The organism is Tenacibaculum geojense, assembly GCF_042676005.1.
Classification (GTDB): Bacteria; Bacteroidota; Bacteroidia; order Flavobacteriales; family Flavobacteriaceae; genus Polaribacter; species Polaribacter geojense.
On the sequence record NZ_JBHTJR010000014.1, the window covers coordinates 204,787 to 227,989 of the forward strand.

Sequence of the window (23,203 nt, forward strand, 5' to 3'; positions counted from 1 at the left end):
GCTAATATATACTTTTTTATATAAGTTGAATAAAAATTAACAATTAACTTTTACTTGATTGTCTAATTTTTAAATTACTAGATATCACCTTTGTTTGTGGTGGTTTATTATCTTTTTCGTTTTCAATACGATCTATTAGTAATTCTGCCGCCTGCTCACCCATAGTATAACCGTGTTGTACAATAGTTGTTATTGATGGTGATGAATACTCTGAGATTAAACCATCTGTAAATCCTACTACTGATAATTCATCTGGTATACTAATACCCTTATCTTTAGCTACTCTAATAGCTAAGGCTGCATAAATTTCATTTACTGCGAAAATAGCATCTACTTTTTCATTAAATAGATTTGATATCTGATTGTAAATTTGTTGATCATCTTCATCATCTATATTAACTATAAGCTTTTTATTAATAGTCTTACCACTTTCCTTTAATGCCTTTTCATAACCTTGATAGCGATTAAAACCAACTGTAACATGTTCTGGAGTAGTTACAATTGCTATATTATTACATCCTATATCTACAAGGTGTTTTGTTGCTTTATAACCAGCCCCAACATCATCAACAATAACTTTATCACAATTTAATGAACTATGAACTCTATCAAATAAAACCAATGGCATTTCATCCTCTATTAGGTTATGAAAATGATTCAAATCATTATTGCGTAAACTTTCTTTTGCTATTGAAACTATAAGCCCATCTACACTTCCATTAGTTAATACATTAATAGTCTCTACCTCTTTAATTTGCTGTTCATTAGAAAAACAAACCATTGTGTTATACCCCCTTTCATTCGCAACTTTTTCAATACCACTAATAACAGTTGAAAAGAAATGATGAACTATTTTAGGTAATACAATACCAATAACTTTGGTTTTTTGACTTCTTAATTGTAACGCTAAATTATTAGGTCTGTAATTATAAAGTTTCGCATAAGCTTTAATCTTGTCTTTAGTTTCTTGACTAATTTCATGACTATCTCTTAAGGCTTTTGATACTGTTGAGGGAGAAACACCTAATTCTTTGGCTATTATCTTTATGGTAATTTTTGACTTCATATTTTACAAAACTGCTAAATATTTTGGTTTTTATTACGGATATGTTAAGTTAAAGTTAAAAAGTTATCAACACGAAAACGTTTTCGTAAGAAAATCAATGTGTTGGGCGCTATTTTTATAAGTATATTCACAACGTGGAAATGTAAATTTATTGATAAATCGAATAATCAAATTTACAGTTATAATTTAACATATTATATATGGAAAACTTAAAATCATTTATTTGTGGGATTCTGATACTCACATCCTTAAATCTGTTTGCGCAGCAAACTGTACGAGGAAAAGTAACAGAAAAAAGCACTGGCTCACCGCTTCCTGGTGTAGCTGTTTTAATTAAGGGAAAAACTACTGGAACTGAAACTAATTTTGATGGAGATTTTGAACTAAAAAACGTAAATTCTTCTGATATATTAGTTTTTTCTTTTGTTGGGATGGCCTCAAAAGAAATTCCTGTTGGAAACAAAACAAATTTTACAGTTTCTTTAGAAGAAGATCAAGAATTATTAAACGAAATCGTAATAGTAGGATATGGTACTACAACTGTTAAAGATGCTACTGGATCTGTAGAAGCTATTACGGCTAAAGAATTTACCAAAGGTAATATTGTAACTGCGGATAACTTACTTTCTGGTAGGGTTTCTGGAGTTAATGTTAGTGCGTCTGGTGCACCAGGAGCTGATCCATCTATTGTTATTAGAGGAGGTTCTTCATTAACAGCTTCTAATAACCCTTTAATTGTTATTGATGGGTTACCTGTTGAATCTAGAAGTGTTGAGGGTTCTAGAGGTATTTTATCTAACATTAACCCTAACGATATTGAATCATTTTCTGTACTAAAAGATGCATCTGCAACTGCTATTTATGGTTCTAGAGCGTCAAATGGTGTAATTATTATTACCACCAAAAAAGGTAGAAATGAATATTCTTTAGATTTAGATTACCAATATACTATTGGACAAGTTCAAGATAGAATTGATGTATTATCTGCTGATCAGTTTAGAGATATTATTGCTCAAAGATATCCAGACAGAATTGGTGAACTTGGTAATGCTAATACTAATTGGCAAGATGAAATATTACGTCAAACAGGTACTTCACAATTAAATGCCACAGTTAAAGGTGGTGTTTTAGGAATGCCTGCACGTTTATCTATTGGATTCTTAGATCAAGAAGGTTCATTAATAACTTCAAATTTCAACAGAAAAAATGTATCGGTTGCGTTAAATCCTTCTTATTTAGATGATCATTTAAAATTTAATGTAAACTACAACAGAACTTTTGAAGATAGTAGATTTGCTGATAACGGACAATTAGGTGCTGCATTAAGATATGATCCTACTCAATCTATTTACGATGCTTCCTCTCCATTTGCTGGATTTTATCAACATAGAAACGGAAGAACTATTTTAAATGGAACTACAAACCCAGTAGCAAATTTATTATTAGCAAGAAACATTGGTAAAGTATTTAGACATTATGGTAATTTTAATGTTGATTATAAGTTTCACTTTTTACCAGAACTTAGAGCAGTTGTTAATGTAGGATTTGATGAAACCGAAGGTTCAAGAGCATACACTAGTCCTTTTGATATTGGCAACACTAATGAAACTTTACGTTTTGCTGGAGTTCAATCTAATGATTACTCTAATAGATATAATGAGTTATTAGATACTTACTTAAATTATGTAAAAGAAATTAATGATTTTGATTTAGATGCAACTGTTGGTTATTCTTATCAAAGATTTACGAATGATGGTGGTGCTACCGGTAACATCTTTAATCCTAATAGTTTTCCTACAACTTATGCAGATCCAGATGTTGTAAACATTGGTTTTTTCTCTAGAGTAAATATTGGTTTCCTAGATAAATATCTATTAACTTTAAATTACAGAAGAGACGGTACGTCTAGATTTAGTGAAGAAAATAGATGGGGAGACTTTGGTGGTGCTGCATTTGCTTGGAAAATAAGTGAAGAAGAATTTTTAAAATCTTCGAAAACGTTTTCTGATTTAAAATTAAGGGTTAGTTATGGATTTACAGGTCAACAAAATTTAGAAAACGATAAAGATATCTATTTAAACAGATATCGTTTTGGAAACCAAAACTCTCAGTATGTATTTAATGGTCAAGTAGTTCAAGCTACGATACCTTCTCCTATCAACCCTGATATTAAATGGGAAGAAACTGCTACATTTGAGGTTGGTTTAGATTACGGTTTATTTAATAAATTTAACGGATCTATTAGTTATTTTAATAAAAAATCTACAGATCTACTATTCAATGCACCTCTTTCAGACGGAACAAATTACAGTAATAGAATTGTTCAAAACGTAGGTGAATTAGAAATTAACGGTCTTGAATTTACACTAAACGGTGATTTTATTAAAACAGAAGATATTGATTGGAACTTCTCTTTCAATACAACTTATTTAGACAGAAAAATTAATAATTTAAATGGTGAGGCTTTAAGAACACAAGATATTGAAGGAGGAACAGGTAATACAATCCAAATATTACAAGAAAATGAAACTCCAAACTCATATTTCGTTTTTAAACAATTATATGATGCGTCAGGCAATCCTATAGAAAATGCTTATGCAGACTTAAACGGTGATGGAATTGTTAATGATGATGATAGATATGTAAAAGAAAGTCCTTTTGCTGATGTAACTATGGGATTCCAATCTAATTTTAATTACAAAAATTTTGATTTTTCATTTAACTTAAGAGCTAGTTTAGGTAATTACAATTATAACAACGTTAACTCTTCTAGAGCTCAATATGCTTTATTAGTTGATAATGCTGTTTTAGGTAACGTACCTTCATCAGTATTAAATACCAATTTTGTAAATACTGCAGATGTTATTTTCTCTGATATTTATTTAGAAGATGCTTCTTTCTTAAGAATGGATAATATTACTTTAGGTTATACTTTTGATAGACCTATTAAAAAGTTTAACAAAAATAGTATAAGACTATGGGCTGGTGTCCAAAACGTTTTTGTAATTACTAACTACTCTGGTTTAGATCCAGAAATTTCTAACGGTATCGATAGAAATGTATATCCAAGATCTAGAAACTTTATGTTAGGTGCTAACATTAAATTTTAAAGCAATTTACAATGAAAATGAAATTATTTAAATTAACATCAATCTTTGTATTTGCCATGTTTTCTATGGTATCATGTACAAAAGACCTTAATATTACTCCTAATGATGATCAATCTGTTTTAAGTGAAGAGTTTTTTGAAAACGAAAACGCTTATAGAGATTTAATTGCTGGAGTTTACGCAAACTTTGCCTTAACAGGTATAGATGGACCAGAATCTTCAAACATCCAAGGGTTAGATGCTGGAACTAGTCAATACGGACGTGTATTATTATACTTACAAACATTATCTGCAGATCAAATGGTTTGGTCTTATGAAAATGATCCTGGAACTAGAGAAATTCAACGTAACATTTGGACCGCTCAAAATCCATTATTAATTGGGATGTTTGGTAGAGCTAGTGCGTCTGTTGCTTTTGCTAACAACTTTTTAAGAGAGAGTACAGAAGAAAAGTTAAATCAAAGAAACATTTCAGATGAAATTCGTAATGAAGTAGTTAAATATCGTGCTGAAGCACGTTTATTAAGAGCTTTGTCATATTATCATTTAATGGATTTATTTGGAAAAGCTCCAATGGTTACAGAAAATGATCCGTTAACTAACTATACACCTCCACAAGCTGAAAGAGCAGAATTGTTTTCATTTATAGAAAGTGAATTACTAGATATTGAAGCAGATTTAGCTAATCCTTTACAAAATGAACACGGTAGAGCAGACAAAGCTGCTGCTTGGATGATTTTAGCTAAAATATACTTAAATGCAGAAGTTTATATTGGAGAAAATAAATATACAGAATGTATAACTTATTGTAACAAAATTGCTTCTGGCGGTCACATGTTGGCTACAGATTACTTACATAACTTCATGGCAGATAACGATACAAATTCTGCAAGAAATGAAATTATTTTCCCATTAGTTTCTGATGGTGTTTACACTCAAAACTATGGTCCTACTACTGTGTTAATTAACGGACAAGTAGGAAGCTTAGAAGAAAATGGAGAAAACTTAGGTGTTGGTGCTCCAGGTTGGGGTGGTGCAATTAGAGTAAGAAGAGAATTGGCTAACTTATTTAATGGTTCTGCTTTTAACAACGATACTAGAAATACTTTAATAACAGCTGATAGAGACGCTATAATAACAGATATTGCTGATAAAGACCAAGGTTATGTTTTAGAAAAATACTCTAACAAAACTTCAGATGGTGAAATTGGTTCAGATCAAACTTTTGTGGATACAGATTTTCCTTTATTTAGATTAGCAGATGTGTATTTAATGTATGCTGAAGCTGTTGTAAGAGGTGGATCTGGAGGTTCAATGGCTCAAGCTGTTGATTATGTTAATATGTTAAGAAATAGAGCTAACAATCCAGAAGCAATAGACGAAACAGGTTTAACACTAGATTTTATCTTAGATGAAAGAGCTAGAGAATTACATTGGGAAGCACACAGAAGACAAGATTTAATCCGTTTTGGAAAATTTGTTGGCGGAAACTATAATTGGACATGGAAAGGTAATGCTAGTAACGGAATTTCAATTCCTAATCATTTTAATGTGTACCCTATTCCAAACCCAAGTAGAGCTTCAAACCCGAACTTAACTCAAAATCCAGGTTATTAATATTAAGATTTTTAATGTATGAAAAATAAATTTTCAAAAATATCACCAATTTTACTTCTTGTAACCTTGTTTACTTTTAGTAGTTGTGATGATACTACAGATATTTTTACAGTTGATGAAGCTCCTATTGCTCCAGTTCTTAGTGAATTAGGTATTAGTAGTATTGAGTTAGACCCTGTAAACACCAATACACCTGCACTTACATTTAATTGGGAAAGTGCTGAATACGGACAACAAACTGCTATAACTTACAGCATAGAATTTTCAACAGATGAAACATTTACAACACCTGTCACAGTATCTTCAGTAACAGGTATCAATGCAGTAACTTTTTCTATGTCTGAATTAAATAGCGCAGTTGGTAACGCTGGATTAAACCCTTTTGAATGGGGAACAATCTATGCAAGAGTTATTTCATCTTTAGGTTCACAAAATGGAGTACCTGCAAACTCAAATACTATTAGTTTCATGGCATACCCATATTACAACTATGTATTTGACGATTATTTTTTAGTTGGAGATGCTACTGCTCCAGGATGGAACAACAACAATAATAACCCTGCATTATTTAGAGATCCTAATGATGAAAAGTTATTTACTTACACAGGTTATTTTGGAAACGGAATGTTTAAGGTTTTAGAAACTAAAGGTTTATGGCAACCACAATGGGGAACTAACGATGGTACTAGTATTGAAGTTAATCCAGGTGGTGGAGATGATCCTGAAAGATTTCCGAATGCAGGAAGTTCTAATATAACCCCAGGGTATTATACTTTCACAATTAATTTTTCTGATGATTCATTTACTTTTGAGTCGTTTAATGAAAACGGAATAGAAAGTCCATTAGCAATTGTTTTACAAGGATCTTCTATTAGTACTCCTATTTCATTAACTGCTTTAAATCATGATGGACATATCTGGTATGCAAACAGCGTAAGATTGACTCCCGGTAGTTTTCAATTTTCTTTAGATGGAACTGCATGGGGTGCTGAAACAGGGTTTTCAGGAATAGTTACAGAAAACGGTGCTAATATACCTGTAATAGTTGAAGATGATTATGATGTTTGGTTTAATGACTTAACAGGCCAATACATTTTAATTCCTTTAAACTTATAACATAAATTAAAATCGAATTAAGATGAAACATTTATATAAAATAAGCATGTTGTTTTTAGTATTTTCTATGCTAATTACCTCGTGTGAAACGCAACAAACACTAGAAATAACATCTCCAGAGCCTTCTTTTACATTAAATACGCCTGGAATTACAAATGTGTTTTTAAATTATTCTTTACCAGATAATCCTGCATTTACTATTACTTGGAATGATGAAGTAACAGGAAGCTCTTCATACAGCATAGAAATGGCTACAGAAGAAACTTTTGCATCTCCAATAATGTTAGGTACTTCTGAAACGAATAATTTCAGTATGACTGTTGATGAATTTAATACTGTTATAAACAATGCGGGTATCACAAACTTTACAGATGTTCCTGTATATTTAAGAGTAAAAGCTGGAGAAAACATTAGTAATCAAATATTATTATTGGTTACTACCTATCCAATAAATAATCCGACATTCAGTACTGGTTTTACTGAAGGAAGTTCTTTTAACTTAAGTCTAGATAATAATGATTTATCAGCAGTATCTGGAGAGATAAATGATCCGATTATAGATGCTAATTTAGGATTAGATATTGAATACATTATAGAAGTAGCTACACCTGATACTGATTTTGCTTCACCAATAGAACTAGCTAGACTAAGTAATACTGTAATGTTTGATTTAACAAACGCACAGTTAAATGCTGCAGCACAATCAAGTGGTATTTTACCAGATACTAGTGGAGATATTGAAGTAAGAGTTAAATCAACAATTACAAATTCAACAGGAGATACTTTAGTAAGAATTGGTGATGCTGTAACTATTACTGTAACTACTTACCTAACTGTTTTAGATTTATCTACAACTTGGGGAATAGTTGGTTCTGCCGCAAATGATTGGGGAGCAACACCAGATTTACCTTTCTATCAAACTGATGTTGATGGGGTTTTAGCTGCATATGTAACATTAATTGATGGTGAAATAAAATTCCGTGAAAACAATGATTGGACTAATAATTTAGGTGATAATGGTGCTGATGGTACTTTAGAGTCTGGTGGTAGTAATATTGCTATAACAGCAGGTGCATACAAAATCACTTTAAACCTAAACAATAACACCTATACAATTGAGGCTTTTTCTTTAGGTATTGTAGGATCTGTATATAATGACTGGGGAGCAACACCAGATTTTATGCTAGAGTATGATCCTTATTCTGATGTATTTAGAGGTATTGTTACATTGTTAGATGGTGAAATGAAATTTAGAATGAATAATGACTGGGAAGTTAATTATGGTGATGATGGAGCAGACGGAACTCTAGAAATGGGATCAGATAATATTGTTGTTTCAGCAGGTAACTATATAGTTACTGTAAATTTAAACGATAATACATATACTTTAGAACAAATTGACAACATTTGGGGAGTTGTAGGAAGTGCATATAATGATTGGGGAGCTACTCCTGATGCACAATTTACAAGAGACTGGTCTCGTCCTTTTGATAATATTTGGATTTTAAGAGATGTAACATTGTTAGATGGTGAATTTAAATTCAGAGCTAATAATGATTGGACGATAAATTATGGTGATAATGGTGGAGATGGTACTCTAGAAGAAGGTGGAGATAATCTTGTTGCTACTGCAGGTACTTACACTATAACTCTTGATTTTTCTGATCCTTCTACTCCTACTTATACTATTGAGTAAAAAATTGATAGATGTAATATTTAAAAAAGCTATCCTTCAATATTAATTGTAATGGGTAGCTTTTGTTTTTTAATAAAATAAATCATGAAAAAAATTATACTTTTAATAGTATCTCTTATATGTAGTAATATTCTTTTTGCACAACAACAAAATGCAACATTTGAAGTAAATCCAAGTACTTTTAATGAAGATGATGAAATTACAATTACAGTAAGTAATATTAATCCTTCTACATGGGGAGTTACCGATTTATATTTATGGGCATGGTCTTTTGATATTAATGATGCTAATACAATGGATTCTCCAACAAATGGTAGTTGGACTAATTCAAACGAAGCCCAAAAACTAACTAATAACGGTAACGGAACATACTCATTTACCTTCACTCCTACTACTTTTTATAATAGAACAGGTATAGGAAGTATTGGTATGTTAGTGAAAGCTAAAGATGGTTCCGGAGATAAAAAAACTCAAGATCAAATTTTTGAGGTTGGGGTATTTCAACTTAATTTAACATCTCCAACAAACAACGTTACAATTATAAATGCTAACGAAAACGTTAACATAACTGCTACTTCAACCATAAATGCTGATTTTAATCTATTAGCTAACGGCTCATCTGTTCATACAGTCTCTAACAGCAACAATTATAGTTTTACAGTAAATCCTAGCGAAACAACTAATTATACACTACAAGCTAACGATGGTACAAATACATTGTCCGAAGAGTTTCAGATAGTAGTAAGACCAATAGTTACTGAAGAATCATTGCCAACAGGGTTGCTAGATGGAATCAATTTTGATGAAAATGATGCTACAAAAGCTACCCTTGTGCTATACGCTCCAAATAAAGAATTTGTTCATGTTATAGGTGATTTCAACAACTGGACAATTGATGATATGTATTTGATGAAGAAAGATGTTGCTAATGATCGCTTTTGGATTGAATTAACTGGATTAACTCCGCAACAAAATCATTTATATCAATATTTAATTGATGCTTCAATTCGTGTTGCCGATCCTTATTCTACCTTAATTTTAACGGAAAGTAACGATCAATATATTAACAATACAACATATCCTAATTTACCAGATTATCCTACAGGAAACACAAACCATGCTGTAACTGTGCTTAAAACTGGAGAAACTTCTTTTAATTGGGAAATTATAAATTTTACAAAACCTAATAAAAAGGATTTAGTAATTTATGAATTATTAATTAGAGATTTTGATGAATTACATAGTTTTGATGCTATTACTGCTCGTTTAAATTATTTAGAGGAACTTGGTATTAATGCTATTGAATTATTACCTGTTTCTGAATTTGATGGTAATGAGTCTTGGGGATATAATCCTTCATTTCATATGGCTTTAGACAAATATTATGGAACTAAAGAAGCTTTTAAAACCTTTATAGATGAATGTCATAAGCGTGGAATAGCTGTAATACTAGATGTTGTTTATAATCATGCTACTGGTCAAAATCCATTTTATAGAATGTGGAATACAGACAATGGTGGATATGGTGGTCAAGCAGCTGCAAACAGTCCGTTTTTTAACCAAACTCCCACACATACCTACAATGTTTTTAATGATTTTAATCATAGTCAACAAGCAACTAAAGACTATGTTAAAAGAACCGCTCAATATTGGATAAACGAATTTAAGATTGATGGCTTTAGATGGGATTTAACCAAGGGCTTTACTCAAAACTGTACAGAAAATGATGAAAGTTGTACAGGAGCTTATCAAGCTGATCGCGTAGCTATTTTAAAAGAATATGCTGATTATCAATGGGAATTAGATGATACATCGTACGTTATTTTTGAACATTTAGGTAGTAATACTGAAGAAACGGAATGGGCTAACTACCGTTTAGATGAAGGTAAAGGTATTATGCTTTGGAGTAATTTAAATGGAAATTATAACGAAGCTACTATGGGATATCATGAAAATGGAAAATCAGATTTCTCATGGATTGATTATAAAAACAGAGGCTGGACTTATCCTTCAAATGTTGCTTATATGGAAAGCCATGATGAGGAGCGTTTAATGTTTAAAAATATTGAATTTGGTAATAGTAATGCTTCCTATGATGCAACAGAATTGGCTACTGCGTTAGAAAGATTACATACGGCAGGAGCTTTTTATTTTACAATACCTGGACCTAAAATGATATGGCAATTTGGTGAATTAGGATACGATGTAAGTATTGAATTTAATGGTAGAACAGGTAACAAACCTATAAGATGGAATTATTTTGATGAACCTAATAGGAAAGCCGTATATGACATTTGGGCTACATTAATTGCTTTAAAAAAACAAGAAAGTATTTTTAAAACCTCAGATTTCATCATTAATGCAAATAATATTAATGGTTTAAAAACAATTCATTTAACAAATGATGATACTTCTGATGATTTACAATATGTTACCATTATAGGAAACTTTGGGATAACTACGCAAAGTATAGATCCAGATTTTCAAGCTGTAGGAACTTGGTATGATTTACTAGATAATAACTCATCTATTCAAGTTACAAATACTAACGAAACAATTTCATTACAACCTGGTGAATTTAAAATCTATGCTAATTCACAAGTAGTATTATCAAATGAAGACTTTGTATTTAATAACGTTAATTTAGTTATGTATCCAAACCCTGCTAGTGGATTATTATATTTTACAGATGAAGTTTCTAATTTAAAAGTTTATGATATTACTGGTAAAGAAGTCATTACTTTTAATAATCATTATGATAAAAATCATGCTTTTGATATTAAAAATTTAGCAAAAGGCATCTATATAATAAAAGGTAAAAGTTTAAATAAGAGCTTTTCAAAAAAACTATTTGTAAGATAGTTTCATGTAACTTTGTTTTACTAATTAGCGCTTTCAATATTTATGTTGAAGGCGCTTACTTTTTACAATAGTTTCTCTAATTTTACGGTTGTAAAACATAGTTTAAAGTGAAAGAAAATATAATTTTTGAAGACGAATACATACTTTGTGTATCCAAACCTAATGATGTTGTTGTTCATCATGCACATCATTCAAGAAATGTTGCTAACGAGGAATCACTACTACAATTATTAAAAACAATATATAATGATAAGCTTTATCCAATACATCGATTAGATAGAAGAACTTCTGGAATTATCATGTTGGCAAAAAACACTAATTATGTGCATGGTTTTCAACAATTATTTACCAATAACTTAATTCAAAAAAAATATTTAGGAGTAGTTAGAGGGCATGCTCCTGAAGAAAAAATAATTAATTCTCCTGTAAAAGGTAGAGATAGTAATGTATATAAAGAGGCAGAAACGCATTTAATGTGTTTACATAAAATCACTTTAGATATTCCTGTAAAACCGTATGATACTTCAAGGTACAGTTTGGTTCAATTAACACCTAAAACTGGAAGGTTACATCAATTAAGAATACATATGAATAAAATAAGCAATCCGTTAATTGGTGATGGAAAATACGGTGACAAAAACCATAACGTAATGTATGAAACTAATTTTGGTTGGGATACATTATTCTTACATGCTTATAGTTTAGATTTTAAACATCCGTTTACTAATAAGCAAATGAATTTAAAGTCTAAATTACCAAAAAACTGGAAGGAACTATTAGAAAAGTTTAATTGGGTACTATAAATAAAAAAACCTCACAAATGTGAGGTTTTTTTATTTATAAATCTTGAAAAATAGCGTGCATCATACGTTTTTTATCGTTGATACTTTCTTCTAAAGATATCATAGTTTCTGTTCTACTAACACCAGGAATATCATCAATTTGATAAATAATTTCTTTGGCATCATTAGTATCTTTTGCACGTACCTTACAGAAAATATTGTATTTACCAGCAGTAACATAAGCAACAGTTACATTTGGTATTAAACGTAGATTTTCTATAACATGCTGAGTCATATTTGTCTTTTCTAAATACACACCAACATGTGCAATAAAAGAATAACCCATTTTTTCATAATCTAAGGTTAATGTTGAACCTTGGATTATACCTTCATCTTCCATTTTCTTTACACGTACGTGAATAGTTCCTGCAGATACTAATAACTTTTTTGCTATATCAGTAAATGGAGTACGAGCGTTTTCTATTAAAATGTCTAAGATTTGATGATCAATTTCATCTAGTACAAACTTTTTCATTATTATATTTTATTCACAAGATAATGCAAAAATATAAATAATATTGATTGGTAGTATTGATTTTGTGTTAAAAATTTAAGAATCCTTAATTTTTTTATTAACGAAAACGTTTTCGGTGTGTCCTATATGGTTAGACAAATCTGCTATTTCTTGCTTTACTAATGTTGAAGTAAACTGATTGTCAATAATTTTATCTACATATTGATATGCTATATCTACTCCATCTTCATTTCTATGAATTACATCAAAAAAATTCTTAGAATTATTCGGAATATTAAAGTAATCTTGATATTCTGAGAAATCATTTGAAATTGCTATGTGATATAGTCCTTGTAAAAGTGCGTAAAAGTTAAACTTTCTTACCTCTTCCCTATCATAATCATTTGGATAATGACCAGCTTCAATCAAAATTGTATTGTGACCCAGTTTTTGAAAATTATCTCCAGTTGCTGTTGGATAAAACTCGTCAGTATACCTGCCAATATGATCAGGAATTATTTGTTGTAACAAAGTATTCATAGCAATAATAACATTCATGGTAGCTATTCTTCCAGATGTTAATTTTCGTGTAATTTCTTCTGACGGTGCTAAAAAAGAAATAGTAGCAGGATTTGTAGTTCCTTCTACACCAAAAATAGTTCGCTGATCATGTAAATTGAAACAAAAATGAGGGTTAAACTCATTTAACAAATCACGTAATAATTTGCTTTCCTTTGCTTTTAAATCTACAGCATCTCTATTTAAGTCAACTCCTTTAGCATTAACTCGTGTGTAAGCTAATGAGCCATCAGGATTTAACATCGGAACTATAACAATGGTACAATTATTTAATATTGTTTCTATTATCTGATTGTTGCCAAAAGTTTTGATATAATTTAAGAGGTCAAAAACTGCTTTGGTACCAGTGCTTTCATTTCCATGCATTTGACTCCAAATAAGAATTCTTTTTTCTCCTGAACCAACACTTAATTTATAAATTTCTCTTTTTTCTTCAGATACACCTAATAAAGAAACTTTAATATTCTCTGCTAAAGAAGCATATAAAGGAGCTATATCTTTTAAAGTAATCCATTTACCATGAATACTTTTTTCTTTTATTTCAGAATAAACCTTTTCTAGAGTTTTTACATCTATTATTTTCATAAAAATTTAGGCTAATTATATGGCAAACCAATTTTCAACTAACTTTTTTTCTATAGGTTCTGATGTTTTATGTACATAATCATTTTTTATAGGATCATATTCATAATCTTGAGCCCAATCTTTGATATTGTCAGTTAATTCATTTAATGAATTACAAATAAATGTAATTTCATCATTCGTTGTAGTTGGATGAACAGATAAACGAACCCAACCTGGTTTTTCAACGTTGCAACCTCCTAAAATTTTACTTTCAATGGCTTTAGAAGTAATTTTATCTACATTTAATAAAAAATGACCATAAGTACCAGCGCAAGAACAACCTCCTCTAGTTTGAATACCAAAACGATCATTTAAAAGCTTTACCACTAAATTAAAATGATATTTTTCATAATAAAAAGAAAAAATGCTTAGTCTATCTTTATGATTTGGAGCCAAAACATGAACGCCTTCTAAATTCTCTAAACAATTGAAAAGTATTGCGTTGATTTCATTTTCACGGTTTTTTATGTTTTGTGTACCCATTTGTTCTTTTACTTGTATAGACAAAGCTATTTTAATTGTTTGTAAAAAAGCAGGAGTACCTCCATCTTCTCTAGTTTCTATATCATCAATATAATCATGATCTCCCCACGGGTTTGTATACATTACAGTTCCTCCTCCAGGGTTATCAGGAATCATGTTTTTATATAGTTTCTTATTAAAAACTAATACTCCTGAACTACCTGGCCCTCCTAAAAATTTATGAGGAGAAAAGAAAATAGCATCTAAATACTCATCTTCTTTTTCTGGATGCATGTTAATATCAACATAAGGTGCTGAACAAGCAAAATCAACAAAACATAAACCTCCATATCGGTGTATTAATGCTGCAATTTTATGGTAATCCGTTTTTATACCAGTAACATTAGACCCCCCAATTACTGAGGCAATTTTTATTGGTCTATCTTGATATTTTTGAATCGTTTTTTCAAATGATTCTAAACATATTAAACCTTCATTGTTACAAGGAACTACTACAACATCTGCAATAGTTTCATACCAAGAAGTTTGATTAGAATGATGCTCCATATGAGAAACAAAAACGATAGGTTTTTTTTCAGCAGGAACTTGAGTATGATCTTTTAAATTTTCAGAAACTTTTAAACCTAAAATACGTTGAAATTTATTGACAACACCTGTCATTCCTGAGCCTTGAGTAATTAGAACATCATCTGGAGAAGCATTTACGTGCTTTTTAATTATTTTTCTAGCTTCATGATAAGCTAATGTCATTGCAGCACCTGTTGTTGAAGTTTCTGTATGCGTATTGGCTACATAGGGGCCAAATTCATTCATCAACTTTTCTTCAATAGGTCTATAAAGTCTTCCACTAGCTGTCCAATCTGTATAGGTAAGTTTTTTATCGCCATAAGGAGTTGTAAAAACATGATCTATACCAATAATATGCTTTCTAAACTTATTAAAATGTTGCTCTAAAGTACTGCTCATATCCTATGCTATAATTGCTTCTATCTCTTTAATAAAACGTTGTGCTAATGCATCTGCTTTATCTTGAGTTGTAGCTTCTGTATAAATTCTAATTATTGGTTCTGTGTTAGATTTACGTAAATGAACCCATTCATCTGCAAAATCAATTTTAACACCATCAATAGTGTTCACTTCTTCATTTTTATATGTTGATGCCATTGTTTCTAAAATTTTATCAACATCAATTTTAGGAGTTAATTGAATTTTATTCTTACTCATAAAATAACTCGGGTAACTATCTCTTAACTCTTTACATGATATTTTCTTATGTGCTAAATGCGATAAAAATAAAGCCACACCAACTAATGAATCTCTTCCGTAGTGAGAAGCCGGGTAAATAATACCTCCATTACCTTCTCCACCTATTACCGTATTGGTATCTTTCATCATTTGTACTACATTCACCTCTCCCACAGCACTCGCTGTATATGTACCTCCATGCTTTTTAGTAACATCACGCAATGCTCTTGATGATGATAAGTTAGAAACCGTGTTTCCTCCTCCCATTTTTCCTAATACATAATCAGCACAAGCAACTAATGTATACTCTTCACCAAACATTGAACCATCTTCAGAAATTAAAGCTAAACGATCTACATCTGGATCTACTACAATTCCAAAATCAGCTTTCTTTTTTACTACCAAATCAGAAATATCTGTTAGATGTTCTTTTAATGGTTCTGGGTTATGAGGAAAATGTCCGTTAGGCTCACAGTATAATTCTATACATTTTACTCCTAATTCTTTTAATAAAGCAGGGATTGCAATTCCTCCTGTAGAATTTACACCATCTACAACTACTTTAAATTTTGCTTTTTTAATAGCTTTTACATCAACTAAATCAAGCTTTAAAACTTGTTTAATATGTTTTTTAATGTAGTTTTTTTTCTTTTTGTAAACTCCTAAATCATCTACTTCAGCAAATGAAAAAGCATCACTATCGGCTATCTTTAAAATTTCTTCACCATCAGCACCATTTAAAAATTCACCTTTCTCATTTAATAATTTAAGAGCATTCCATTGTTTAGGGTTATGTGAAGCTGTTAAAATAATTCCACCATCTGCTTTTTCTATAGGTACAGCAACTTCTACAGTTGGAGTTGTTGACAACCCTAAATCTAAAACATTAATACCTAAACCTAAAAGAGTATCAGAAACTAATCCGCTAATCATTTTACCAGAGATTCTTGCATCTCTACCAATAACAATTGTTATTTTATCTTTGGATGCATTTTTCTTTTTAATAAAAGTTCCGTACGCTGCCGCAAATTTTACAGCATCAATTGGAGTTAAGTTATCACCTACTTTTCCTCCTATAGTTCCTCTAATACCTGAGATAGATTTTATTAATGTCATATAATTTTTCTTATTTCAACAAAGATAAACATCTGATTGAAATGCATAAAAAAAACCGCTACAAATGCAGCGGTTTTATTTATTTGAATAGGTTAGAAATTTTATTTTCCTTCCATTTTCTTCTTTAATTCAGCTAATCCACCGATATCTCCTAAAGTAGTTTTTTCTACTTCTTGAGCTTTTTTAGCAGCAGCTTCAACGTTTCTCTTTTCTTCTTCTCTAAAGATAGAAGTATGAGAAGCAACAATTCTACGGTATTCTTTACTAAATTCAGTTACTACAAACTCTGCAGTATCTCCTTTAGCTAATTTACCACCTTCTTCTTTTTCTAAGAAACGTGTTGGAGCAAATGCTTCTACACCATCAGCAAAAGTTACAGTAGCACCTTTGTCATTCTTAGAAGTTAAAGTTCCTTCGTGCTTAGATCCAATAGCATAAGTAGCTTCGTGAGCATCCCAAGGGTTATCTTGAGTTTGCTTGTGACCTAAGTTTAACTTACGGTTTTCAACGTCTAATTCTAATACTTGAACTTCTAACTTATCACCTACAGTTACGAAATCTGATGGGTGCTTAATTTTCTTAGTCCAAGATAAATCAGAAATGTATACTAATCCGTCAATACCTTCTTCTAATTCTACGAATACACCAAAGTTAGTGTAGTTACGAACTGTACCAGTATGCGTAGAACCTACAGGGTATTTAGAAGTAATATCAGTCCATGGATCTGGGTGTAATTGCTTCATACCTAAAGACATTTTACGCTCTTCGCGATCTAATGTTAAGATTTGAGCCTCTACTTCGTCTCCAATTTGAACGAAATCTTGCGCAGAACGTAAGTGAGTAGACCAAGACATTTCAGAAACGTGAATTAATCCTTCAACTCCTTCTTCTACTTCTACAAACGCACCATAATCAGCTAAAACAACAACTTTACCTTTTACATTATCACCAACTTTTAAGTCTGGGTTTAATGCTTCCCATGGGTGAGCTGATAATTGTTTTAAACCTAATTGGATTCTTGACTTATTATCATCAAAGTCTAAAATTACTACGTTTAATTTTTGATCTAATTCAACAACTTCATTCGGGTGGTTGATACGAGACCAAGATAAATCAGTAATGTGAATTAATCCGTCAACACCTCCTAAGTCAACAAATACACCATAAGAAGTTACATTTTTAACAACTCCTTCTAATACTTGTCCTTTTTCTAATTGACCAATAATTTCACGTTTTTGATCTTCTAAATCAGCTTCAATTAATGCTTTATGAGATACAACTACGTTCTTAAATTCGTGGTTGATTTTAACAACTTTGAATTCCATAGTTTTTTCTACGTACTGATCGTAATCACGGATAGGCTTCACATCGATTTGAGAACCTGGTAAGAAAGCTTCAATACCAAATACATCAACGATCATACCACCACGAGTTCTACACTTAACAAAACCATTAACGATTTCTCCAGTTTCGTGTGCATTGTTAACTCTATCCCATGCTTTAATTACACGAGCTTTTTTGTGAGATAATACTAATTGACCAGAAGCATCTTCTCTTTTGTCAACTAATACCTCTACTTTATCACCCACAGCTAAATTTGGGTTATAACGGAACTCGTTTAACGAAATAACTCCTTCTGACTTAGAGTTAATATCGATAATAGCATCGCGATCTGTAATACGTACTACTTCACCTTCAATAACATCACGCTCATTTACGAAACCTACAGTTCCTTCTAACGCTGTTTCAAATTCTTTTAATTTAGCCTCATCAACAGCTTCTATACCTTGTTCGTATTTGTGCCAGTTAAAGTTTGCTAAAAATTCTTGTGGGTTAACAGCCTCAGCTGCTTTTTTTGTTTCTTCAGACATGTCTGAGAATTATTTTGTATCTTATTATTAGTCAGATTATTAACGATACTAACGCAAAGAGAAATTATACTTTTATAAATATAAACATTGCCCTTTTTTAATCTGCTCTCGTAAAAAGGCGTGCAAATTTATAAAATATTTTTGTAATAAACTAGCTTATATCAGTATTTTAGATTAAATATTTAATCCGTTTAATAGATTTATTAATTTTTTATCTGAGGGTCTTGGTGCTGCTGCACTAACTATTTTCCCTTCAGGATCTAGTAAAATAAAACGAGGAATACTTTTAATATCATAACTTTTTAGAAAAGATGACTGCCAATCTTTGTCTGCTAATAATTGAATTCCACCTAATTCTTTTTCTTTAATCATGTTTTTCCATAAATCTCGATCTTTCAATTTATCTATTGAAATGCTAACAAATTGGATATTTTTATCTTTATAGTCTTCTTCTATTTGTTTTAAGTAAGGTATTTCAACTTTACATGGTCCACACCAAGTTGCCCAAACATCTATATAGGTATATTTTCCTTTTAAATCTGACAATGAAGTTGCTCCTCCCGCATAGTTTTCATAATTTTCAAACATAGGAGAATTATTACCTTTTTTTAGTTTTTGTAAGGTATTATAGCTATTTGTAATAGTTTCTTTAAATTTTTCATCTGAAGAAACTTTCATTAACTCTTGATAAAGCTTCTCGGCATCTGGATTCATTGGTGATACTTCAAAGGCTAAGCTTTTAATTAAAGAGTTTTTTATAAATTGATTATTAACACTATTTACTTCATTAATAAAAGCTAATCCATAAGAAATACTATCTCTTTTTGCGTTTGCTGACGCTTTAGAACTCAAATTAAATCCTACAACAGCCTTGTAATTTGGAATAGTTTTAAAAAGCTCTTCATTATTCATATCTAAATTTTCTAAAACATTTGGATATGAATCTGAAACTTTAAAATCTTTATTTTTTGTAAAATACCTATGAGCCACTTCATAACGCATAACATTAAAAATGTATGAATATTTAATTGCCGCTTGTTCTAGCTCTTTAAATTTGTCACCAATTTTAGCTGCTTGAAGTAAACTATCTTGTGATTTTTTTAATGCCTGTGTTTGTTTCAAGTATTCTGCTTCATCCAAAGCGTATAAGTTAGAAACACCTCCATTTTTTTCATTCTTTAAAAACTTTTGAACTAAATAATTATTTTCAGCACTTCCTTCACCAGTATAACTAATTGACTCGTCAAACTCAGCAGTATTTAAAGTTAAATTTAAGTCAAACCCGTTTTGCAAATAAATAGTTGCTTGTTCTTTTTGATCATAAAACCTATACAATCCATTTGCATCAAAAATTGTATCGTTAAAAACACCAGAATCAGATACTGCTATTTCTCTAACTTTTTCATTTGAACTGTTGATTATAGATAAAGTATTACTGTTTGGGTTTTCTATTTTACCCGATAATAAGGTGTAATTTACAGGCTCTGAAGCACAAGAAATAACAAGTAATGTAAGAGTGCCTAAAAGTATTTTTTTCATAGTAATTAATTAAAATGTTATTATTATTGCTAATATACATTTTAATTAAATTAAACCTAACATTTACAATTTATTAAACACAATAAAAAACTCTTTTAGTCTTCTTCGTATTCTTCATCTTCAAAATCATCCATATCTGGTTTTAATAAAAACTGAAAAACAGTTTTATCATCTAATTTCATAAAATCTTTATATAAGATTTCAACAACCTCATTTCTAGATTTATTAGCTTTTAATAAGTTATAAGCTTTTTCTGGAGCGTTTTTAATTGGTTCTTTCACTAAATTTTTACCCATTTGTAAGATTTCAGATTTTGGCAATCCGTTTTCTATAAACGGTTTTACATTAGCTACTACACTTACTGCAGCTCCTCTACAAATGTTCTCTTTGGTAAGTTTCATATCCGCTTGAGAAAAAAGTTGAGCTGAAATAACTAGAAAAGCAATAATTAATAAATTTTTCATTTTCATTTTTTAAGTTTTTAGTTGTGAACTAAAGTAATGATTTTAAATTTATTTTCTTGTAACCATCTATAAATTAACTCTAAACCAGTTTAATAATAATTTCTCCAACTCTTTTTGTTTATTTGAAAAACTATGATTTGTATCAAATTTTCTTAATTCAAAATTATAATTGATTTTCGCTAACTTTTCTGCAATCCAGTCTGCTTGATTTGTATTTACTCTTTTATCTTTTGTTCCCGATAAAATTAATAAGCTACTATTTTTATGAAGCTGATCATACCAGTACATTACTGATCGCTTTTTTAATTCCTCTTCCTTATTTTCTTTATAATCAGGAATTAACTTTGCACAAACCATGGTTTCCATTTTAGGTCTTTCTTTTATCAGCTCAAATAGATTAGTTGGTCCGTTTCCTACTACTGCTGTTTTTATTTTATTTGATTCTTTTAAACTTAAATATGTCATCATTCCTCCTCTTGACCAACCAAACATTCCTATTCTGTCTGGATCTGCTTTATTAATTTCTTTAGCGGTTTCTGTTAAACTCAAAACATCATTAACATCCTTTCCTCCAAATTCATCATCTTCTCGGTAGCAACTTGCTATCACAACATAACCTTCATCAACCAATTTTGAAGTAGCCATTAAAGCTATAAATAATGTTTTAACTTTTGCTTTTCTTCCTATTTCTTTATTCCCTCCTCTATTAAAAATAATCAGAGGAAATTTACCTTCTCTACTTGGCTCAGCTACAATTCCGTTAACAAGTTTATCATCACTTTTATAAGTTATTTCATAAAAATTGACATTATTTAGATGCTCAAAATCTTTTTTTAAGATATTATTTTCAGAGATTTTGTTCCATATAACGGGTATTTTTGAAACTTGAATAGGCTTTTTGGAAACTAATTTTCCGTTTTGAGCAAAAAGTGTGATAGATGTTAAAATAGTAATAAGTAAAATTTTAATTTTCATAGCATCGCAATTATAAGTTTAATATATAGTTGAGACGATATTGTGAAAATTTTGTTACAAGAAGTTTCTATTCCAGTTCTTTAACATCCACTTTAAAAAGAGCTTCAAAAATTGAAAAAATATCAGTTGCATCACTTTTTCTTACAGAAATAACATATTGACAATTCATTTCTAGTTGCTGTGAAATTATATCAAGGTTTTTCTCTTTTATGATTCGTTGTACCTTATTCATCATATCATACTCAAAAACCAATTGATAATGAACATCGATAGTTTTTTCTATAATTTCTGACGCTTCTAATGCCATTTGAGCAGAAGTTCTATACGCATTTATTAATCCTCCAACACCTAATTTTGTGCCACCAAAATAACGTACAGAAACTATTAAAACATTGGTAACATCAAACGACTGTATTTGGCCGTAAATTGGCATTCCAGCAGAATTACTTGGTTCACCATCATCATTGGCTCTAAACCTAATATTTTCGGTTCCTAATTGCCACGCATAACAATGATGACGAGCTGTATGATGCATTTTTTTAACAAGCTCTAACTTTTCTTTAACATCGTCTTCAGAAAAAACAGGAAAAGCATAACCGAAAAACTTACTATTTCTATCTTTAAATAACGTTTCTTCGGAGGCTTTTGTTATTGTTTTATAGGTATCTTTTATCTCACTCATTAAGCCAAAGCTACAATAATTATACTTACTATGGCGGTTACTATACCAATCCAATTTTTAGTAAGTAGTTTTTCTTTAAAAATTATTAGTCCAAAAAGTGTCGTTAATAACACAATACTCACATTATTAATAGTAAATAATGTTGAACTCTCTAAACCTTTAGTTTTTAACGCTTTTAATAAAAATGCAATTGAAAAGTAATTAGGAATACCTAAAACAATACCGCCAATTATGTTTTTAAACTCAAATGTTTCCTTTTTAATTAAAACAGCATACAAAACAATACATAAACCTATGCAAAAAGCAATTAAAAAAATCGATGCTGAAAAAATGGGTACTTCACCATTAGGTACAAAGGTGGTTTCAACATACTTTATGGAAGTATCAATTATTCCTGAACCTAAAAAAAGAAGTATTGGATATAATAAATAACTCTTTTGATTTGTAAGTTTTACTTCTTTCATAGAAGTTAAATAAACCGCTATCAAAGCCAATAACACTCCTAAAACCTTTACAAAATTTAAACTTTCATTATAAGCAAAAACACCAAATATAATAGGAATAACTACAGACATTTTACCTGAAACTGACGCTACTGACAATCCATTTTTTTGTGCTGTTAACGCCATAACATTAAAAACACTAATAAATAAAAAACCAAGTAAAACAGCACCTAAAAACCATGGCTGACTTGGTATTTGCTGAATCTCTACTGATGATTCTGACAAACTAAAGCCAATAGTAAAAGCAACTAAATAATTAGTAACAATTGCCTGTAAAGTATTAATTTTAAAAACATCAAAAAGCTTAAAAATTACAAAAAGACTACTTGAAATTAAAATACTAAGTATTAAATACAACAT

The 23,203-nt window shown here is 30.4% G+C and carries 17 protein-coding genes; 6 read left to right on the forward strand and 11 right to left on the reverse strand.

The features are described 5' to 3' along the window. Positions 1-43 precede the first annotated feature (43 nt). Positions 44-1,066 carry a LacI family DNA-binding transcriptional regulator gene (locus ACFQ1U_RS01605; protein ID WP_386104618.1) on the reverse strand — a complete coding sequence of 341 codons (1,023 nt, stop codon included), beginning with the start codon at positions 1,064-1,066 and terminating at the stop codon, positions 44-46. A gap of 200 nt (positions 1,067-1,266) precedes the next feature. On the opposite strand from ACFQ1U_RS01605, the gene ACFQ1U_RS01610 reads away from it, so the two are divergent. From ACFQ1U_RS01610 to ACFQ1U_RS01635, 6 genes are all read left to right on the forward strand, one after another. Further along, positions 1,267-4,176 (forward strand): SusC/RagA family TonB-linked outer membrane protein, encoded by a 2,910-nt coding sequence (locus ACFQ1U_RS01610; RefSeq protein WP_386104620.1) that lies wholly within the window; start codon positions 1,267-1,269, stop codon positions 4,174-4,176. A gap of 17 nt (positions 4,177-4,193) precedes the next feature. Further along, positions 4,194-5,792 (forward strand): RagB/SusD family nutrient uptake outer membrane protein, encoded by a 1,599-nt coding sequence (locus ACFQ1U_RS01615; RefSeq protein WP_386104622.1) that lies wholly within the window; start codon positions 4,194-4,196, stop codon positions 5,790-5,792. Positions 5,793-5,810: 18 nt separating this feature from the next. Next, a complete protein-coding gene (locus ACFQ1U_RS01620; protein ID WP_386104624.1) occupies positions 5,811-6,908 on the forward strand; it encodes a SusE domain-containing protein in 1,098 nt (365 codons plus the stop codon). Positions 6,909-6,930: 22 nt separating this feature from the next. Next, the gene (locus tag ACFQ1U_RS01625; RefSeq protein WP_386104626.1) at positions 6,931-8,604 is read left to right on the forward strand and encodes a SusE domain-containing protein; all 1,674 of its coding nucleotides are present in this window, start codon (positions 6,931-6,933) and stop codon (positions 8,602-8,604) included. An 84-nt stretch (positions 8,605-8,688) separates the two neighbouring features. Then, positions 8,689-11,466: an alpha-amylase family glycosyl hydrolase gene (locus ACFQ1U_RS01630; protein ID WP_386104628.1), complete on the forward strand. Its 2,778-nt coding sequence runs from the start codon at positions 8,689-8,691 to the stop codon at positions 11,464-11,466. A 107-nt stretch (positions 11,467-11,573) separates the two neighbouring features. Next, complete coding sequence (locus tag ACFQ1U_RS01635) at positions 11,574-12,269, forward strand: RluA family pseudouridine synthase (protein ID WP_386104630.1); 696 nt, start codon at positions 11,574-11,576, stop codon at positions 12,267-12,269. Between the two features lie 34 nt (positions 12,270-12,303). Here ACFQ1U_RS01635 and ACFQ1U_RS01640 read toward each other — a convergent pair whose 3' ends face one another. From ACFQ1U_RS01640 to ACFQ1U_RS01685, 10 genes are all read right to left on the reverse strand, one after another. Further along, positions 12,304-12,783 (reverse strand): Lrp/AsnC family transcriptional regulator, encoded by a 480-nt coding sequence (locus tag ACFQ1U_RS01640; protein WP_386104632.1) that lies wholly within the window; start codon positions 12,781-12,783, stop codon positions 12,304-12,306. A gap of 75 nt (positions 12,784-12,858) precedes the next feature. After that, positions 12,859-13,926 carry a M14 family zinc carboxypeptidase gene (locus ACFQ1U_RS01645; RefSeq protein WP_386104634.1) on the reverse strand — a complete coding sequence of 356 codons (1,068 nt, stop codon included), beginning with the start codon at positions 13,924-13,926 and terminating at the stop codon, positions 12,859-12,861. Positions 13,927-13,941: 15 nt separating this feature from the next. After that, the gene (locus ACFQ1U_RS01650; RefSeq protein WP_386104636.1) at positions 13,942-15,414 is read right to left on the reverse strand and encodes an aminotransferase class V-fold PLP-dependent enzyme; all 1,473 of its coding nucleotides are present in this window, start codon (positions 15,412-15,414) and stop codon (positions 13,942-13,944) included. Positions 15,415-15,417: 3 nt separating this feature from the next. Next, entirely contained in the window at positions 15,418-16,809 is a 1,392-nt protein-coding gene (gene glmM / locus ACFQ1U_RS01655) for a phosphoglucosamine mutase (RefSeq protein ID WP_386104638.1), read from the reverse strand. A 101-nt stretch (positions 16,810-16,910) separates the two neighbouring features. Then, positions 16,911-18,680 (reverse strand): 30S ribosomal protein S1, encoded by a 1,770-nt coding sequence (rpsA, locus tag ACFQ1U_RS01660; protein ID WP_386104640.1) that lies wholly within the window; start codon positions 18,678-18,680, stop codon positions 16,911-16,913. A 174-nt stretch (positions 18,681-18,854) separates the two neighbouring features. Next, complete coding sequence (locus tag ACFQ1U_RS01665; RefSeq protein ID WP_386104642.1) at positions 18,855-20,219, reverse strand: TlpA family protein disulfide reductase; 1,365 nt, start codon at positions 20,217-20,219, stop codon at positions 18,855-18,857. A 95-nt stretch (positions 20,220-20,314) separates the two neighbouring features. Continuing rightward, on the reverse strand, positions 20,315-20,683 hold the full coding sequence (locus tag ACFQ1U_RS01670) for a hypothetical protein (protein WP_386104644.1): 369 nt from the start codon (positions 20,681-20,683) through the stop codon (positions 20,315-20,317). Positions 20,684-20,749: 66 nt separating this feature from the next. Then, complete coding sequence (locus ACFQ1U_RS01675) at positions 20,750-21,658, reverse strand: alpha/beta hydrolase family protein (protein ID WP_386104646.1); 909 nt, start codon at positions 21,656-21,658, stop codon at positions 20,750-20,752. 67 nt (positions 21,659-21,725) lie between these two features. Continuing rightward, positions 21,726-22,340, reverse strand: a complete 615-nt coding sequence (locus tag ACFQ1U_RS01680; RefSeq protein WP_386104648.1) for an IMPACT family protein — start codon at positions 22,338-22,340, stop codon at positions 21,726-21,728. After that, positions 22,340-23,203: an EamA family transporter gene (locus tag ACFQ1U_RS01685; protein WP_386104650.1), complete on the reverse strand. Its 864-nt coding sequence runs from the start codon at positions 23,201-23,203 to the stop codon at positions 22,340-22,342. The genes ACFQ1U_RS01680 and ACFQ1U_RS01685 overlap by 1 nt, the downstream gene beginning before the upstream one ends.